The 18,605-nt window shown below is 37.4% G+C and carries 17 protein-coding genes; 3 read left to right on the top strand and 14 right to left on the bottom strand.

All coding sequences use genetic code 11. The features are described 5' to 3' along the window. Positions 1 to 2 precede the first annotated feature (2 nt). Genes SOM16_RS08935 through SOM16_RS08950 form a run of 4 tightly spaced genes read right to left on the bottom strand, consistent with a single transcriptional unit; the run spans position 3 to position 7,475 of the window. The gene (locus tag SOM16_RS08935; protein WP_320463659.1) at positions 3 to 3,905 is read right to left on the bottom strand and encodes a hypothetical protein; all 3,903 of its coding nucleotides are present in this window, start codon (positions 3,903 to 3,905) and stop codon (positions 3 to 5) included. A gap of 6 nt (positions 3,906 to 3,911) precedes the next feature. Continuing rightward, positions 3,912 to 5,555, bottom strand: a complete 1,644-nt coding sequence (locus tag SOM16_RS08940) for a hypothetical protein (RefSeq protein ID WP_320463660.1) — start codon at positions 5,553 to 5,555, stop codon at positions 3,912 to 3,914. A 12-nt stretch (positions 5,556 to 5,567) separates the two neighbouring features. Continuing rightward, positions 5,568 to 5,906 carry a hypothetical protein gene (locus SOM16_RS08945; RefSeq protein WP_320463661.1) on the bottom strand — a complete coding sequence of 113 codons (339 nt, stop codon included), beginning with the start codon at positions 5,904 to 5,906 and terminating at the stop codon, positions 5,568 to 5,570. A 30-nt stretch (positions 5,907 to 5,936) separates the two neighbouring features. After that, the gene (locus SOM16_RS08950; protein ID WP_320463662.1) at positions 5,937 to 7,475 is read right to left on the bottom strand and encodes a hypothetical protein; all 1,539 of its coding nucleotides are present in this window, start codon (positions 7,473 to 7,475) and stop codon (positions 5,937 to 5,939) included. Positions 7,476 to 7,858: 383 nt separating this feature from the next. Between SOM16_RS08950 and SOM16_RS08955 the strand changes: the two genes are divergently transcribed. Both SOM16_RS08955 and SOM16_RS08960 read left to right on the top strand, forming a co-directional pair. Continuing rightward, entirely contained in the window at positions 7,859 to 8,413 is a 555-nt protein-coding gene (locus SOM16_RS08955; protein ID WP_320463663.1) for a Crp/Fnr family transcriptional regulator, read from the top strand. A 105-nt stretch (positions 8,414 to 8,518) separates the two neighbouring features. Next, on the top strand, positions 8,519 to 8,908 hold the full coding sequence (locus SOM16_RS08960; RefSeq protein ID WP_320463664.1) for a RidA family protein: 390 nt from the start codon (positions 8,519 to 8,521) through the stop codon (positions 8,906 to 8,908). A gap of 77 nt (positions 8,909 to 8,985) precedes the next feature. On the opposite strand, the gene SOM16_RS08965 is transcribed toward SOM16_RS08960, so the two are convergent. The 10 genes from SOM16_RS08965 to SOM16_RS09010 form a co-directional block, all read right to left on the bottom strand. Then, a complete protein-coding gene (locus tag SOM16_RS08965) occupies positions 8,986 to 9,894 on the bottom strand; it encodes a hypothetical protein (protein ID WP_320463665.1) in 909 nt (302 codons plus the stop codon). Positions 9,895 to 9,915: 21 nt separating this feature from the next. Next, positions 9,916 to 10,710: a HEAT repeat domain-containing protein gene (locus SOM16_RS08970; RefSeq protein WP_320463666.1), complete on the bottom strand. Its 795-nt coding sequence runs from the start codon at positions 10,708 to 10,710 to the stop codon at positions 9,916 to 9,918. After that, the gene (locus SOM16_RS08975) at positions 10,703 to 11,263 is read right to left on the bottom strand and encodes an RNA polymerase sigma factor (protein WP_320463667.1); all 561 of its coding nucleotides are present in this window, start codon (positions 11,261 to 11,263) and stop codon (positions 10,703 to 10,705) included. The genes SOM16_RS08970 and SOM16_RS08975 overlap by 8 nt, the downstream gene beginning before the upstream one ends. Before the next feature lie 518 nt (positions 11,264 to 11,781). Continuing rightward, positions 11,782 to 12,756: a hypothetical protein gene (locus SOM16_RS08980; protein ID WP_320463668.1), complete on the bottom strand. Its 975-nt coding sequence runs from the start codon at positions 12,754 to 12,756 to the stop codon at positions 11,782 to 11,784. Positions 12,757 to 12,797: 41 nt separating this feature from the next. Next, a complete protein-coding gene (locus tag SOM16_RS08985; RefSeq protein WP_320463669.1) occupies positions 12,798 to 13,028 on the bottom strand; it encodes a hypothetical protein in 231 nt (76 codons plus the stop codon). Positions 13,029 to 13,491: 463 nt separating this feature from the next. After that, positions 13,492 to 14,007 (bottom strand): thermonuclease family protein, encoded by a 516-nt coding sequence (locus SOM16_RS08990; protein WP_320463670.1) that lies wholly within the window; start codon positions 14,005 to 14,007, stop codon positions 13,492 to 13,494. Next, on the bottom strand, positions 13,995 to 14,204 hold the full coding sequence (locus SOM16_RS08995; protein WP_320463671.1) for a hypothetical protein: 210 nt from the start codon (positions 14,202 to 14,204) through the stop codon (positions 13,995 to 13,997). Before SOM16_RS08995 ends, SOM16_RS08990 begins: the two co-directional genes overlap by 13 nt. Positions 14,205 to 14,700: 496 nt before the next feature. Next, a complete protein-coding gene (locus SOM16_RS09000; protein WP_320463672.1) occupies positions 14,701 to 15,372 on the bottom strand; it encodes a response regulator in 672 nt (223 codons plus the stop codon). Between the two features lie 6 nt (positions 15,373 to 15,378). Next, on the bottom strand, positions 15,379 to 16,824 hold the full coding sequence (locus tag SOM16_RS09005) for a tetratricopeptide repeat-containing sensor histidine kinase (RefSeq protein WP_320463673.1): 1,446 nt from the start codon (positions 16,822 to 16,824) through the stop codon (positions 15,379 to 15,381). A 282-nt stretch (positions 16,825 to 17,106) separates the two neighbouring features. Continuing rightward, positions 17,107 to 17,292 (bottom strand): hypothetical protein, encoded by a 186-nt coding sequence (locus SOM16_RS09010; protein ID WP_320463674.1) that lies wholly within the window; start codon positions 17,290 to 17,292, stop codon positions 17,107 to 17,109. Positions 17,293 to 17,659: 367 nt separating this feature from the next. On the opposite strand from SOM16_RS09010, the gene SOM16_RS09015 reads away from it, so the two are divergent. Further along, the gene (locus SOM16_RS09015) at positions 17,660 to 18,595 is read left to right on the top strand and encodes a hypothetical protein (protein WP_320463675.1); all 936 of its coding nucleotides are present in this window, start codon (positions 17,660 to 17,662) and stop codon (positions 18,593 to 18,595) included. Positions 18,596 to 18,605: the final 10 nt, after the last annotated feature.

An 18,605-nucleotide genomic window follows, 5' to 3' on the forward strand; every position in this document is an offset into this window, starting at 1 on the left:
ATCTATGTTTTTTGAATGCCTTTAAGTAAATGTTTTTCGAAGAATTTCATCCCTTCTAAAATGATAATTGGCGCTACGTAATCGAAGTCTTTCTGATCTTCATGTTTACGTTTTTGTGCACGGATAAAGCCTGGCTCACCTTTAATGTAATTTTCGATATTCATGTCCTGGAAGCCAGCCATAAAATCAGAAGCATTCATTTTAAGGCCGAACATACCAGATGAAACTTTAAAGAATAAGTCTGCAAAATCCATAAACCGCGGGCAATGCGGTTTGCCATCTGGCGGAAGGCAAATAAAATGATTACCAATATGTTCCAGCATTTCTGGCGTAATCGAATTCGTAGCTTCGATGTATTTAAATTCTCCTGCCGGTGTAACCACACAGAAGTTTTCTTCGCCTAAAATTTCGATGGCCTGCTTATTTGTAGGCACCAGAATACTGGTGATGCTGGTTGGGATGGCCAGTCCTTTAGAGACTTCGTATTTCACGTCGGCATTGTCTGTACCGCGATGGGAATTAATATCAATAATTCTCAAAGGATTAATGCTAATCGGACTAATCGTTTGTTTGGCTATTGCTTCTCCGCCCATTCCCCTGATAAACATTTGGGTATAGTAATCTTCTGCTGCGGACGAATTTACAGCGGCAAACCAGTCGAAAATTCTTGATCCCTTCCCTGCAAAAGCAATTTTAATTTTTGGTGGGATGGCTTTAACTGCGGGCGGTGCATCTTCAGACCTTAAGATTTCATTCCGAAGTTTGTAAGCCAATTGCCCTGCGTAAAACATAATTAAGCCGGTAACATATAAATTAACACTCATCATTTCTTTACATTCGGCAGCAATGAGTAGGTAAAAGGCTTCAAAATCTGCCGCTTCTAACCGATCAACCACTTGTTCGAAATAATAAGGAGCCGTATTTTCGTTGTATTTCGGAGTGCCCGCATTTAAGCCTTGAATGGAAATACTCTTCCGTTCACAAATTTTCAATAAAACGGTTTTAAAGTTTGGCGAAAACTTAGTAGCCTGTGCAATTCTTTCGGCAGCAAAGCGGATAGAGTTTTGCTTAATCATCGCTTTACCACCATCCATTTGGCACAGCGCTGTAATATCTGTTGTGCTTCCGCCAATATCAAAACACAGTACCAGTTCGCCTGGATTAATAGAGTATCCGCCATTTGGTCTCACCAGGTAATTCGCTACAGCACAAGCTTCAGAAAGCGATTCTTCATTGCCTAGTTTTTTAAAGTCGAACCTTAAAGGCCCTGTTTCAGTCTTTATATCAACAACAGCTGTTGGCTTCCGTGTTTCGCTTGCCCAGCCATTTGCTGCGGGTTGCGGCTCGCTTCCCCAATTTGAACCGGTAGCCGAAGGTGAACCCCAGGCAGATCCTGCAACAGGCGCATCGTTACTGCTACTGTTCCAGCTCGAACTGGCTACAGGCGCGCTCCAGCTACTGGCGCCAGATGTTTCGCCAATATCGGCTAAATCAGACGGTGGATAGGTTTTCAGTTTGACATCGCTTTCTATGGGTGAAATCTCCTTAAGCGAATCCCAAATGGCCCTGTATTCACTTAATAACTCTTTTCCCATAGATGATGGATAAGACCATTTAAGGGTGTGGGGTTCATGGCCTTCGATAAATAACTGCGCATAAACGTGCAGCAGCAAAGAACTGAGATAGGCTGTTTTATAACTTTTATCAATAGGCTGTGTAGACCATTTCATGTTATAAACCAGCTCTGCCTTTCCAATTCTGTTATAACCTAAAATGTATCGGTTATCTTCAGCAGATTCTATTGGCAGGTTTTTTTCAAAACATGGAAAACCACCTTTAACCGCTTGCGCCATGAGTGAATGGTTGAGCACATTGCCATCATTCACCACCCTTCGGGAATCATGAATGGTTAAAACAGATTTAATGGAATTGGTTAAAATTTCATCATTTTGAAAGAAGAAAATCTCATCTTCTACTGCTGGCCTTTCATCATTATTTTTAGTGTCGGTTGATAAAAGAGAAACTCTTTTGTTACTCAGTTTTAAGCTTTCACAAACCTCATTTTTAGTATCAGAAAAATAGGCGATAGAAGAGTTGGTACTGCCAAAATCTATACCCAAAAATGCTTTTGATAGTGATTTTGGAGAATTCAGCATGTTTACGGGTAACGACTGTGCATTTCCTGATCCATCATAACGGATAATACCAAATCCACAATCAATACCAGCGTAGGCAAATTTTATTCCTTTAAACGGCTTATTGCTTTCATAAATTTCGTATTTGTATTTATTATCGGCCACTGCATTGTTAGAAGCGATGTGCAATTGCGCTTTAATGTTTCCGTATTTTTCTGGAATGTTAGCGGCTTTACCATCGTTTGCTAAGTATAATGGAACACCTTTCTCATCCAGTACAATTCTAAAGAAATCATCTTCCACATTGCCAATAAAAGGAGTGGTTTGAAATTTAGCATCATTGTGTGGAATCTCTGAATAAATAAAATATTTCTTCCATTGCTTAGAAATGAAATTCGGCCACATTAAAATATCTTTACCCACTATAGAGGATGAGGTTACTTTGTAAATAACTTCCTTCACAATTTCATTTCCGGCTTCCGTATATAATTTCAGGTTAACAGTTAAACGTTCGCCATCTTTATCTTCCGGATCATATAAAGCGGTAATTCTTGATTTTACATTTGAAGCTTCTGATAAACCTACCAAAGCATCGAGCGTAGCTCCAAAAACGTTTAAAGCTAAAGGAGTTAATGGTAAGGTAAAATAGGCATAATGGCCCGGCTGGCCTTTGGTTTCTGCACTTAGTAGTAAAATGGGTTTCGTTTTTAAATAGTCTTTGGTTTCCATTCCATGCCGTCCGAAATCAATCTGGGCAATTTCCGTGGTATCAGGAAGCAAAAGGTCTTTTGGATCAAAAACAATACTACCCTCTCTGGATTCGCTGTAGATAATCCCTTCAGAACCATATAATTCTGTAGAATAATTGAAAAGAATACTGAATGGGTAGGTAAATAGTGTACCAACTTCAGGCGCTGCCGCCTGATCTAGTTTAGGGTAACCTTTTTGTTGCTGATAAACAACCATTTCATCTAACCAACCTTGAATGCAACTGGAGATGTTCCCATATTCCGGCCTGATCAATTCTGATAGACCTGAATAATTTAACCTGAATTTCTCAATGTTTTTTAGAATATATTTAGCGTAGCCATATATTTTAAAAAGTTCCTGCGGGTTGAGTTCTGATTGTAAAGGATCGATAAATTTTCCATTCTGAACATTTACAAAAGGCAGTTTTTCTTGTATTTGATAGGCTACCGATGTAAAAAGAAAACTATCCGGCGAAGTTCCGCCAACTACAATTCCTTTATAAGATATTACATCTATAGCGGGAATCTTATCTGCATTATTTGATAAAGACTGGTCGCACCAAAGCGGCTGCCGCTCAAACAACATATTACCAAATGCACCTACTGGTTCATAAATATTTGCTGTGGTGCTTAATCCTTGTCCATCAGAATAAGATAGTTGAATTCTATTTGATTCAATATCTTTATAGTTTAAAGCTATACAACTTATAAAGCCTTTCCATTCACTCACCAGCGATTTATAGAAAAGCATTAAGCCTGCACTTTCTGCATCTTTATCCTGAATATTATCCAATGCACTTTTGAACAGGTTTGCCCTTGCAAACACGGATGGTATTCCGGAAACAATAGTTCCAATATTAACCGAAGAATTTCCTTCCTGATCTACGGCAATCTCGGGGATTAAAATATTTTTAGTGAAAACTTCTAACTGGGGGATTTTGTCCCATGCAAATTCAACGCCATTGGGTTCTGTTTTAGCATGAACTTTTATAGCCAGTGCCTTTATTCTTTTATCTGACATGTTCCTTTAGTTTATATCGAAGTTTTGTGAAATGGTGAGTGCATTAAAAATATGAGCCAGAAATTTTTCCTTTGTGGTATTTACTTTCTGTTCCTCCTTTGGATCGGTGTTAATCAGCTTGGAAACGAAGGTATCGTATCGATCGCCAAAGAGTCCGCCCTTAGCCCAATGGTGTTTTTCATCCAGAAAGATAGTGCCCACATCTAATTTTTTTAATTCTGCCTGATTATCTGGAAAGGCTTTGCTGTGGAAAAGGAATCTGCCGGGTGCCACTGAATTTCTTACCTGGTATAACCAACCTGGAACGAATTTGGCGTCCTTAAAAGTATAGGCAAACAGCTTGAAATATTCGTTAATGTCTTTGCATTCGGCATCAGAAATGGTGCTGTATTGATTGAGTTTCTGATTTTCACATTGTTTGATAAACCCTTTAATCCCCGAATCATTAAATGCAGCGCCATTTTTAGTAAGCGAGATGTGCGCCAATGAGAAAAATGCCCCTAATTTATTAACAAAGATTTCACCGGCTTTATTTTCATTTCCAACAAAATCATCGAAAGAAAAATTGAATGAATTATCTGTAAATTCTACGGCTTTATACAAATATTCGGCCTTGGCACTGTTAAATCCATCATTACGGGCAAAAAAATCATAAGCAGCGCAGGCGCAAAGCAGTTCTGTAATGTGGCAGCCATTTACCTGTTCCGTGCCACCGGTAATGGTTTTATTAGATGAGTTGTAACCATCTATCTTTTTACTTTCTATCGGCCAGCCAATATGATACAAAAGTTTATAGCATTTTTGAACGGTAGGATCGCTTTGATAAAACTGCAAAGCCGCCTGACTATTAATTGGAAAGAAAGAGGAATCGGCAATTACACTGTTTGCCTTGCTTTTCTTTTGCTGATCATCGGGCTTGCCAAAGGTGAAATACTCTGTTAATAAGGTTGAGCCAAACTTAGCCTTTGCAAAATCGATGCTGGAGTTGCCATTTGAACGAATTTTAACGAAATCCTGAAGTGCTTTCGGAATAACCGGAATAGATGATGCGCCAGTGCCGCCAAATACTGAGCCGAAAATAAACACCCTGGCATTTGCCCCGGCACTTTCCATTTTAGTGATGAAACCATCCAATTCTCTTTCCTGAGATTGTACCGCAGTACCCTTTACCAGATTTCTGGCTGCCTCTACAATTCCATGGTACATTAACATCGAACCCAGGTGGGTTTGCGCACGGTAACCATGTTCCAAAGCAAATTCTTGTACCGAAGCCGCATCCAGAAACAGATCGGAGATTAATTTATTGGCTTTCTGTTGCGCTGGCGTACCTGTGGTAATTTTGGAAATGTTTTTATAAGTCTCGCGCCCTAATCCAGAATAGTTGGTAAAAAAGCGGTGTAAATTTAATTTGGCAGAGAAGAAAGTATTGGCATTCGGAGTTCCGCCAGCAGCCACATCAGTAGATTTAATTCGGTTGTAAACCGCAATCAACTCTTCTACACGGCCTTTGTTGCCATTGTTCTGGTCTGTATCTAATGTTAATATTTCTATTTCCTGATTATCGAACATTCCGATCCCACAGAGGTGGGTGAAAGATTCCAAGCAGCGCATCCCTGTGCCGCCTATTGCAATTACGAATAATTTATCCATGGGGCGTTCAGCTTAAAACCAATGACCAATTTTTCCATTTGCGAATACTTTGCTCAACGCGAAGCCCAACGCAATGTATAGCAAAAAGCCAACAGCGGTGCCAATGCTTAACGCATTTACATAGTTGTTCAACACCATCATATTAGCATCTGGCCTGAAAACGAAATAACCAAACAAGAAACAAATAATAGGGTTTAACGCAGCTAAAAGCCAGAACCAGGTTTTACGCGATTTTGGATCGCTGGGGTTACTACCTCCCTCATATTTTATGGCGTTCGCGATGATAACGGCGAGCAGAAGAAAAAATAACGCAGTAATAACTGATATGATATACGCTGATGTAGATTCCATTTTTTTATTGATTTAATGATTAATTTTTAATTAGTTACTTTTGGTTTTGATGTAATATGAATAGACCGTTTTACCTGTAGGGGCCAATTCGGCCAAGGTGTTTTTTATAGATTCTGAAAGCGCGATATTGGGTTTGTTTTTAGCATTAACCCATTGAAATTTTGCCAGTTTTGCATTGATTAAATTGGCTTCTGCACTGGTTAAAACCAGGTCAACCTTCATCAATCCCTCAGAATTCTGGATATTCTTTAAATTAAATTTGGGATGAAAAACCACACCTAATTCTACATTCTTTAATCCTGATGCTTTTGTATTATCAAACAATGCTTTGTTTAGAGCAAATACCTCGTTCAAATTATTAGGTGACTGCGGTTTGTAAATCCATTCTTCTTTTAATTTTCCATCTGCATTGTAGCATCCTAAAGCAATCGGGTCGTTCTGATTGTCAGCTAACTTTGCTTCCCCATTGCTTCCTTTAGCCAGTTTCGGCTGGTGTTTCTTTGCTTCGTCATACCTTGAAAAATTTTCAAAATCAGTCGTTACATCCGAAACCTTAACCTCTAAACTCCCAAAAACATAGCTGTCTTGATTACTCAGGTCTACAAAAAGCTTTCTAAAAAAATCATTAAACTGATTTTGACTGGCATAAGAGGCATGAAGTTCACTGATGGTTTTCCAGTCTAACCCTAATGGATAAAACTCAAATGGATGGCCATCTTTCAACCCATTGATGTAGTTTTCCTTTAAATCGAGTACATTTCTGGCGTTTTCTGATTTTGCATTTACATCGTAAAAAATTCCACCTGATTTTACAGAAGGATAATCTGTTCGCAAACGGTAGGCTTGGTCTGATAAGTCGAATTGTACCGTTAAAGGCGAAAGTTTAGGTGAAAGTTTAGTAATTAAGCTAGATGCATCTGGCTTACCATAACTGAAAACCGTAAAATAAAGGTGTTTAGCAACGGAACCTTCGTTATAATCAGCTACAAAAAAATGGATGGAATTTCCTTTTTTTAACCATTTTGAAAATGGGATTTTTAAAAATGCCGTACTGGTTACTTCTGCATTTGATTGCCATTCTTCAAAATCGGTAATGAGCAGGGCATCATTATTTCCATCAACAATTTTATCTACGGCTGATTGTATTGGCGCCCAGATATCCAGGTATTGTTTTGGATCACTTACTTGTTGCCCTAATTCTGTGGGGTTGGCTACATTCATTGGTGTTACTTGATTCGAACCCAGTTTGTAGACTTCAAATTTGCTGGCGAGAATAGTATTGAAGCAATCAGTCATCATACCCTTGATGCCGGTCTCATTAAAGGCCTTGGTTATTCCGGAGGAGAAATCGATGTAAAGTGCTGGGTTTCCGGTTTTTGGTCTGACTCCATTTTGCGCGAGAGTATCATTATATGCAGCAATTCGATTTCCTAAATTAGCATCGAAAGGATCAAATTTTGCTTCCTGAAACGGATCTGCTATTTTGCTTCCTGTGCCGCAGGAAGAGATTATTAAGAGCGTTAATAATCCTGCGATTTGTGTAAACCCTAAAGTTTTACCAATTTTCATAATTTGAGGGGATTGTTTTAATTTATACCTCAAAAGTAGGGGAACCGTAAAGCTCTTTTTTACGGGAAACCGTAAGCATCGATTTTATTCTTGCTCTTCCTTTGGGTGGGTTAAAAGGCATATATTTAAGTTAGTTACCCTAATGATTTATTAACTTGATTTCGATTTATAATATGCATTAGAAAACCAGGACTGGAAGACGTGTTCTGCCATAATCCAAAGGAAGGAGAATCACGATCGGGGCTAAAAGGCCGTAAATATTTATCACATTCAGCTCATCTGTCAAAATCCAATTTCATCAAAAGTTCTTCATGCAATAGCTAAGGGTAGAAAGCAATGCTTACCTTTGTTGAATCAGATTCAACCCATTTTTTATGTACCAAATGTTACGTAAACACATCGAAAAGCAAGTCACCTTAACAGATGAAGAGTTTACTTTTGTGCAGCGTCATTTTGAGATAAAAAAATACAAAAAACATCAGTTTATTATTCAGGAAAATGAAATGGTAAGGTATTCGTACTTTCTGGTTTCAGGGCTAACGAAGCTGGTGCATCATGATGAAAGCGGGAAGGGACATATTGTTTCTTTTGCGATGGAAGATTGGTGGGAAAGTGATTTCCATGCTTACCTTACGCAAACACCGGCCACTCTTTCGCTCGAATGCATTGAAGATACGGTGGTATTGTGCATCTCTCTGGCAAATTATCGGAAGCTATGTACTGCTCTTCAAAAAGTAGAATCATTTTTTTTAGAAAAGGCACATTTCGGTAACATTGCGGCACAGCGTCGAATTTTATCATTACTCACCTCCAACGCAAAGGAGCGTTATGAACAGCTACTCAAACAGTACCCATCATTATTTCAACGGGTTCCAAAATCATTGCTCGCTGCTTACCTCGGTGTATCCAGAGAAACCCTGAGCAGGCTGGCTGTTTAGTGTGACAAACCTCACTTCAAAATGGTGAGGTACCGCAATTGATTTGATCTTGTATTTCTACAATTTTGTGGTATAGCAACTTCGCTATGCTTAAACCAATTTGAAATGGAAACACGAGCAATAAACCCATGGAAATGGCAGGATCAAAGAAATTATGTACAGGCAGTAGAGGTGAAAGCAGTAACCGGAACGCTATATTGTTCAGGGCAAACGGCTATTGATGCAGATGGAAAATCGAGTGATGCAGATATGACCACACAACTTACCCAGGCCATTGCCAACCTGGAACAGTTGATTACCGAAGCAGATTATGATTGCAGGAATATTGTACGGTTAAATGTTTACCACACCGATATCAATGCGTTTTTTGAAAGTTTTCACATCCTGCAAAACTGGATCGTGAAACATGGCATTCAGCAGGCAACTACAGTTATAGAAGTTAAAAGTCTTTTTGAGACGTTGAAAGTAGAACTCGAAGCTACGGTGGTAAAGTAGAAGCGGGTGGCAATGCCTTAACGCAGTAATTAATACAAGGCTTGCCCAATGGGAAGCCTTGTATTTAAAGTGATAAGTTACTTCTTTTCTCTGATGTAAATGTTATCATGGTTAGATTTAAGAATCAGGTCTACCCCTCCGCCATTGATTTTGCCGTTGAGTGATTCTGCATAATTTCCACGGTCAAATCCAAACACCTGAGTATTTCCCTTCGCCTCATTCTCGTTGGTTTCCGACTTTCTAACGGTTAAAGATGGAATACTCTTTCCTACATTTATTGTTTTAACGCTTGCTACCCCAGATATAGTTGTTTTGACATCAACCGTGGTGTTTACAGCAATTTTTAATTCGTCAGCGGCATAGATTTTACCATAATTGCTCATTGCCTCCAGATTAGCTTTTACAGCAACTGGAAGTGCAACATCCACATGCCCATTTACGGAGACAATAGAAATAGGTCCTTTTAAATCATCAGAAAAGGAAGCATCAACTGAGCCATGCAAGGTTTTGATATTCATTGGTCCCACATTATTAACGAGTACAATATCATTACCGGTTACGGATACATCTATCTCCGTTTTTAGATTTTTCAGCATTACGGTATCCTGGTACATCATGTTATTGTTAATGAAAGAAAGGCGAATGTTTCTCGGCAGTTTGATGCTCAATTTTGGTTGGTTAGCCACACTTACCGGGTTTACGTTGATATCCTCTCCCTTTACGGTAACATCGAAACCCAATCCGCTGTTGTCTTTAAACCCTGAGCTGTTGAAGGCTTTAAGTCCTTTTGCACGCTCATCAACTTCTTCATCCCGATTTTCGGGGATAGAAAATATAATTTCATTTCCATCATAAGCCTCTACTTTTGCGCCACTAATATTGAGGTTTAATTTGCCGCTGCTTTTGGCGAGTTTATATTGTTTCTGCGCCGATGCAGATAAGGTGAGTATAAATAAGGCGAAGAATAAGATTAATTGTGGTTTCATGTTTTTATTTGTTTACGGTGATTAAAATTTATTTTCTTTTAGTAGAATCTGGTAAGCCTCATCTTTTACGGCTTCCATCGTAGACGGATCGTTCACAAGGGCATAAAGGCGCTCCTCAATTTTGATGTTTTGCATTTTACCCAAAAGGTTAACCAGTGAAAGTTGTACCATCGGATCATCCTGATGATTGAGCGCTGTTATGAGTAGATTGGAAACATGTGCATCCTGCTGATATTTTTCCAGAATACTTAATGCCGCTAAACGAACATTACTATTGCTATCATGCTGAATGGTTCCCGAAAGGCGATCGAGGAGATCATAACTGATAAAATCACTTTTTTTGATGGCCAAAACTGCAGCAAGACGGTTGCTAGAAGACGTACTGTCGCTCAACTGCTTAACAAGCATGGGGTCCGATTCCTCCATAGGCTGATTCCCCTTTTTAAACCTACTTCTTTTTACAGGCAGGGTTGCTTGATGTTTTGCGAGCTGAATATCCTGCTTATGATGAGTAGCTACTTTTATATCTGGCTTCGCAATTACTTCTTTCGGGCGATCTCTATTGATGACCAGATGTTGTTCAGGGCTTTTTGCCTGTTCTGTTTTATTGAAGAACCAAAATCCCATAGCACTAACCAATAAAACAGCTGCGGCGGCTATCCACTGTGCAGGTTTGATACTCAAAACACGGTGCTTTTTTATCGCTGGCTTCTGTGCTATTTTAGCTTTCAATCCAGCAAGGTCGAACTTCGGTGCTTCCAGATGATCGAAATCTTCCCGGTGCTGTTCCACAAAATCTTTTATCGGATCATTCATAATAAACCTTATCCTTAAGTGATATTAATATTTTCTTTTTTGCCCTATGGTATTGTGTTCTCACTGTTGATGGGGCAACATCCAACAGCACTGCAATTTCATCCTGAGTCATTTTTTCGAAGAGATACAGGTTTAGGATGGTTCTATATCCATCCGAAAGTTCGTTAATGCAACGGCGTACATCTTCTACTCTACTTTCAAAAATTTGATCAGCTTTAACATCGTAATCTGCTTCCGCCTTAAGCTCATGATCTCCTAAATCCGAAAAAAGCAGCTTTTTCCTTCTCAAATGAGAAATGGATTTGTTAATGGCCATTCTTCTTACCCACGCTTCAAAACTATTGATCTCCTTTAACCGCTTCTGATCACTGAAAGCAGTGAAAAATGTTTCCTGCAAAATATCTTCTGCTTCTGCACTATGTGCAATCAGTGGGCTAATGGAGTTGAAGATTCCCTTAGCATAACGGTTATATAATCCGGTATAGCCAGAATCCTTCCCTTCCAGGCACATGGAAATCAATTCCCCATCAGATATGTTTTCTTTCCGAAGCAAGTAGCGTTTAGTTATTCGTTTTTAAATGGGTTTCTATGTTGTAGTCGCAGGATGGTTAATAATGTTGCATCAGAAGATTTATTTTTTGAAATGATTAAGCAGTTATGCCCTATATCCGTAAAGATCGGCAAAAAAGGTTACTTTAAAATTGACAAATCATTCAGGATGAAGCTGATCTCAAACCTAGGGTTGCTTTTAAAAGCGCTTGGCGGTATTAGATAATAAAATATTTTAAGCTCGATACAATAAAGCTTTAAAATGCTCGTCTTTATATGGAGAGCGTTAATTTAGATTAAACGGGAGTCGTCCATAAGGATGATTCCCGTTTTCTTTTTAAGCAATCTCTCGCCATCAGAAAACATACGCACCTATAAATGATAGGCATAGTAATAGTATGAGGAAACTTAAGCTGGTTAGTGTGACACCGACCAGTAGGGGCAAACTATCGAATTATTTCCCAATCAAAGGCTACTAAAACTTCTCAAGTTGAGATTTATTCAGGGAGTTTAGACAGCTTTTTAGAATTGCCACCAGTTAAATAGAAAACCACATGCACCGAGCATCAAAATAAAAAAGAAAAAAAGTGTAATTCTGGCATTTTTGGTTAATGCTCTTATGCCATTACTACTTGGAAAGAAAGACATAGCGAGAGTAGTAAAACTTAACCATGCGAGAAACATTAGAGCTGTTGTTATAATTTTAAGCAATAAAGATAAATTACTGGCCCATGGTGCATAGAGTACGGCAGATAATAAAAATGCACAGAACACCAATACAAGACGCTTAATTATTTCCTTTGGCTGCTGTTGGAGAAAATTATATCTGATGTTGAGGTTTTGAACAGTTTCATAAGGAACAATAAAAATATCTCCAGGAATGATCTTTACTGCATTTGCAGTTTGCGAATAACGAGTTGCCCCGGTTAGATAAATAGTTTGAAGTTCATTTTTGCTGTTAATTGTATACTGAGTTAACAAACCAGAAAAAAGATTACTTTTTCCATCATTGTCTTTCAACATTAAATCTACTTCTGTTGAAATTACTTTTCCTCTATTCGCGATTTTAAAATCTTGTGTTTTAAGTATTTCTCCTTTGAAATAATAATGCCAATGATTTGCAAAGCGAAATGCAGGAATATGAAGATCTAACTTAAGACTTCGAATAATTTTATATAACAAATAACCCAAGCAAGCGGCTAATACTACACTGTAAATAGCATAATAAAATGTATACAAAATCTGTTCTGAATTGAGATCAGGTAAACTGTTACGCTGAAGTTCACGAAAAGATTCAAATATTCTTTTTTTGAAATCTAAGTAGGTAATATTTACAATTCTACTGAATGTTAATAAGCTAATGATCTGCACAAGAATACCACAAAAAAGGCTCGTAATAATTCTGTCTGCAAAGAGGCCTAAATTAAACTGTTTTGAGAAAGCACCCTGGAAGTAAAAACGTTTGAAAATGATACCTGGAACAATAAGAATAATCACATAAGCAATTGTGAAAATGGTTATTCCGGCATCCATCGGGCTTAGGTGGTTAACGTAAGTTTTTCTGCAGTACTTAAAGTGATTGTTTTCGCACCTTGCTGCCCTTGCTCTTCCATTTCTTTAATTGCCTTCAAAGCATTTAAATACTTTTCTTTGTCTTCAGGATTAGCCATAATCTGCTTAACTTTCCTACTCATTACATCTGTATCAGAAGCAAAGAATACATCCAATACATGATGTACTGCAATATTTAATTCTTCTAAAATACTCATAGATTGAAATGTTTAAACAATTTATATATGCTAAAGTTAAATAATTTTCAACAAAACTACTACGATACACTTAATTCTGCGTCACTTATTTTTAAAATTATTTACAATCTATTATTGATAATGTTTGTAAAAGGTTCCACTAGTTACAAATGAAATATTTTTATTTTCTGTAAGGATCGTAGCTAATTCTTTCTAAAACCTATTTAAGCTTTTAATAGAGGCTTTTATCAAAATATAGCAATCGGATATGTTTCATTTGCATGAACTGTATTAATTCTCTTTTAATATATTTTAAGCTCAACACAATAAAACTTTAAAATGCTCGTCTTTATATGGAGAGCGTTAATTTAGATTAAACGGGAGTCGTCCATAGGATGATTCCCGTTTTCTTTTTAGGCTGATCCTATCGGCATCAACTTCCAGAAAATTATTCTTCGGCTTAAACCAAATATTCCTAATAGAATTAAACGTGCAATTTTGGCTTTGGCTTACGCCATTCCCATGGTGCTATTGGATGTAAATCATGCCATAAGCCTACTTTATTTTGTCTCGCGGTGATTTCAAGTTGCGCATAAAGAACATCAGTAGAATATTTCTTATAGTGCCATGCCATTCCTTGCCTGATCATTTCCTGATTAAGTACTTGCTTTTTTTGATTGTTGACTACCGCAATTAAACGCTTATACCGATCATATTTCTGACCATATACCATTACATATTGCCCGAAACATAAATCAGATAGCGCCTGCTTTGCATGATTACCGAAAGGTTGTGAGCGTCGTTTCTCCGGGCAATCAATATGCGCCAGGCGAATTTTTATCGGGGTGTTTTTGTAAAGAACTTCCATCGTATCGCCATCCAAAATGCGGATTACTTTTGCACTGAATGTCTGATTTTTAAGGTTTAGTTGCTGCGATTCTATTTTTTGAAAAAAAGGCTGAATCAACAGCAATAAAATAAATGTCGTTATTTTTCCCATTTACATAAGGTTTTACCCTGATCTCTTGCTTTATCTAAAGAGATTGATATTAATTTGTGACTGCAATTACTCAAGCCGCGACAACTGGTAATGAGGTGATATTTCTTACCACCACCACTGTTGCAAAGGTAAACTGTTGTACTTTCTTTGCAAGTAGCTGTTGCCAAAAAGAAAAAGGATAAGAAAAGAATCTTCATGGAATGTTTGGACAATACTTTTACAAATTAAAATGTGAGGTTGCCAGTCTTATTCAAACCTTAAGGCAACCTCAGCATTTTTCCGAGCGCTAATTGTTAATCTATATTATTTTCTGGGTGATTTTCTGAACTCAAAATTAGTGATGAGCTGAAGGAATTTTCTACGGGAAACCGTAAAACGCATTTTATTTAAGAAAAATAATCTGTGTGAACAGGCAGCTGATTAATGATCAAAATGCTGATGTGTCAATTAAATGATGTGATCGTAACGAGACACTACGACGAGGACTTAGGAGCACTCATCAGTTTATAAACATTAAGGCAGCAAGAAATCCAAATTAAGGTTCAATATCTTAATGCTTGAATTAAAATGCGAAGTTAACCCGAGAAATTTCAAAGGGAAAGCAGGGAAAAGAAATTCATCTGTTTTAAAGTTAAATATTTGATAATGGAATGTAGACTAGTGTTCTTGACCAAGTTATCTGAACTTTATCAGTTAGATAATACCAAAATCTTTACAATAAGCCACCAATTGCTCATTTTTAGAAAATTCCAACACCTCTTTCATCATATTCAATCGTTTTTCTACACTGCTTAAACCCGATGGTTTGATGTCGTTTTCTAGCAAATAAGCGGGAATGTTTTTTTGAAGCGTACCCTGAGAGAGCAGCGAGATGATGGTAATGTCGTAACTGGTAAATTCAAAAGTGTTTTTTTGTTTAACACTCTGCTTTAAATCTGGCGAAAGGTAAGTGTTGCCTTTGGCTAAGGCATGAATGGCCAGCTTCAGGTCTTTGGCATCATGGCGGGCTTTACGTACGAAACCATTGATGCCGTACTTTTTAAAAAGGTCATCAATCAGTGCAGGTTTTTTTTCTGTTGAAAATACCAGCACTTTAATATTTGGGGCTATTTTTTTCACTGCCTCAATAAGTTCTATCCCTCCGGGAATTTCTTGTTTCCGGTGGTCTTCTTCGAAAGAAAGGTCAGTAATGAGTAAATCAAATGGTGCTTCACCTTGCACATTTTTTTTGATATGCATTAAAGCGTCATCGCAATAGTAGGTGTATTCAGTTCTGGTAATATTCAGGTCTTCTAAAGTTTTACGCACAGAAATGCTGGTCATTTCATGGTCTTCTGCAATTAATACGCTTTTAAACATCATCATTAATATTTAGGAAATAGGAAAGGAGATCTGAATTTTAAACCCCTTTTCCACTTCGGTATCAAAGATAATTGCTCCATTAATTTCTTCTATACGGTTTCCCGTATTCCGCAAACCATTATTAAATCCCTTGTTTTTGGGCATGCCTACACCATTATCAGTATAATAAATTTTGATTTGTTCGCCATTATTCTCAAAGCGCATCACCACATTACTGGCCTGACTATGTTTTTTCATGTTCACCATCAACTCCTGGATAATGTGTTCGAGTTCGTATTTGGTTCGCTCACTCACTCTCTGCCATAATTCGGCATCGTTACCCGCAATTAATACTTTTCTATTTTCTGTTGCGAAAGAAGTTAATATTTCAGAAAGGGTTTCGTGAAAAGGTTTATTGGCTTCCGTGGGTTTTTCATAGGAGATATCACGCGATTTTTCATAAAGATCTTCAATCTTATCCAGTACATGATTTCGATCTAAATCTTGCTGATTTTCAATTTCGGTCATTACCCGGTATAATCCATTGGCAACCACATCATGTACCTTTTTAGAAGTTTTTAATTTACTATCGGTAATGGCTTTTTCACTCTGGGTTTCAATATCACGTTTTCTTTTGCGATACCAGAAAATTCCACCTAGTAAGATGAATAACGCTACTGAAGTGATGATGATGATTTGGTATTTCCGCTCGCTGTTTTCTTTTTGCAAAATCAGGTTATCTGCTTTGTGCTTCTCGGTTTCGTAACGGATCAGGGCAAATTGATTTTTATCGTTACTAGTGGCTATATATATGCTGTCAGTGAGATCTTGATATCTATCGAAATATAGTTTGGAGGAAAGCGAAGGGCTAAGTTTAATTAGCATTTGGAGAGCTTCTGCTTGGTCTAAAGGGCTTTTATTGATTTTCGCAATGCGATACATTTCATTTGCATAATATAGTGCTGAATCAGGTTTCTTTTTGAAATAGTAGTGAGTAAGGTGAGAATAGCTTGCATTTCGACCTAAAAGATCGTTTTTTGCTATTCGAAATCTTAATACCTTTAAAAAGATAGGAGCCGCATCAAAGTTGGAGTCTTTAAGCCATCTTGTTTTTGCGTAATTAGATAGTATTCTTACATAATTATCTTTATCTGATTTGATAATCTCCATTGACAAAAGATCTTTATAACATGCTATAGCCTTGTTATATTGTTTTTTGTGGCTATAGTTATTCGCTAGGTTATTAAGATAAATTGTTTTGCTATTGCCCGAATCTGTAAGACTTAATGCCTTATTGTAAAACTTTTCTGCTTCATCGTATTTTTTCAATGCATGCGATGCTTTGCCTAATTCATTGTATGCTGATGATAATAATTCTCTCTCATTTATTTTAGAAGAATCTAAAAAGTCAATGGATGATAAAGAAATATCTTGACTACTAAAATAATCACCCTTTTCTCCAATTATTATAGCCATATTGATTAAGCATTTGGCAATCTTGACTTTGTCATTGGTGTGGTGTAATGCTTCATCTTTCGCAAGATTGAAATAAATGTAGCTGCTATCCACCATCCCTTGGTCTTTGAAAGACCAAGCCTTTTCGTAAAGGTGGTCTGTAGAAGATAGTTTTGTGTTTTCGTTTTGTTTATGGCACGAAATTAGTAAGAGCAGGATTGAAAGGGACAAGTAATTTTTCAATTCGAATTAATTTCTCGAATATAACAAAAAATGCGGGCATAATATGCCCGCATGCCAATCCTATCTCGGAGGATTGCTACCATTCTCACCACCAGTATCATCACCTGGAGGTTGATCGCCTGGATCACCTGGATCTCCATTTTCACTATTAGTAGCATTTACAGTAGTGGTAGTTCCGCCAGTGCATGACGTATTTGAAGGATTAACAAATCCTAAGAAAAGGGCAATAAAATAGGGTAAAAACATAATACAAAAATTTTAGAGATGAAATACTTTTGTAGTTCCCCCGAACCGCTCGGGGGGCTGCTACGATTTGTAAATCAGAAGGCCTTCTGAAAATTTTTGGGAAGTAGGAGACTCAAATGCGGAAGCTTATAACTGCTTCCCAAACCGGCTATTTACTTCCGCATCTTTGTCTTTATTTAGAAATCTGCACAGCGTTGTTTTTCTTTTTTCATAATACTTGCGCTGATTGTCTGGAACAAATGTAGGGTGGTTTAAAGGGCAGATATGCAGGCAATTCCGGTAATTCTGATCATTCCGATTGAATTCCGGTATTCCGTTTGGCGATTCCGAAAATTCCGATTACTTTGCGCAAATTATCGTCTCTAACATGTTTGAAGATTATCAGAATGCGGTCTTATCAGCTTATAGAAAAAAGCTTGCTGATGACCAATTGCCACACTTAAATGCCATAAGCCCAGCTTTGCTAAGGCAGGAATGCCTAAATGTTTTTAGAGAAAGGTATAATCCGAAAAAAGATGATGTAGTATTGAGAACTTTTTTTGGTCCTGAAAGAGACAAAGGATACCTGAAAGTAATTGATGAACATCCAACAGATAAATTTAAAGCCTTATCTGTTTTTTTTAAAGGTGGTATTGCTAAACCAGATAAAAAAAATTTAGAACTTTTAGCTTGGTTGATTGATTTTGAAGATCGGCCTTATCAAATAAAAGATGCTTACCATATATCGACACCAATAGCTAAAATTGAAGAAACTCTTATTGAAGAAAATCCTCCAAATGATGTAGAGATAAAATCAGTTGAAGAGAAAATAAATCCTTCAAATGAAGAAGCAGAAAAAAAACAGGAGATCAGGACAATTCAAACCATAGCTGAAAATCATACACCTATTAAGGAGAATAATGCCTTTGGTTTCCCTAAAAAATATAATAAGGCTGTTGCCTCATTTGCCGTTGCGGTTGGTATTTTAACTGCATCTTATGTTCTTTTCAACGAAAATAAACAATGCATGTATTGGAATGGGGAGCGTTACGTATCAATCGCTTGTGATGAAAGGCTGGATAATGCTTCCGTTATTGCCTTCAATGAAGAAACGGCAACTAATTTAAAAAGAATACTTCGGCCGGATACCCTTACCGAACATTCAGTTAGAAAAGTATGGTATAATAAGGTATGGACAGATAGTATAGATTTTTATACAGACTCCGGTAGTGTTCCTACAAATAGCAACAAAAGATTAATGCCAATGACGAACTACATTCTGAACAAGTACATTATTCAGAAAAAGCTGGCAAAACAGCTATAAAAACAAAAAT

The organism is Pedobacter sp. CFBP9032 (assembly GCF_034045265.1).
Taxonomy (GTDB): domain Bacteria; phylum Bacteroidota; class Bacteroidia; order Sphingobacteriales; family Sphingobacteriaceae; genus Pedobacter.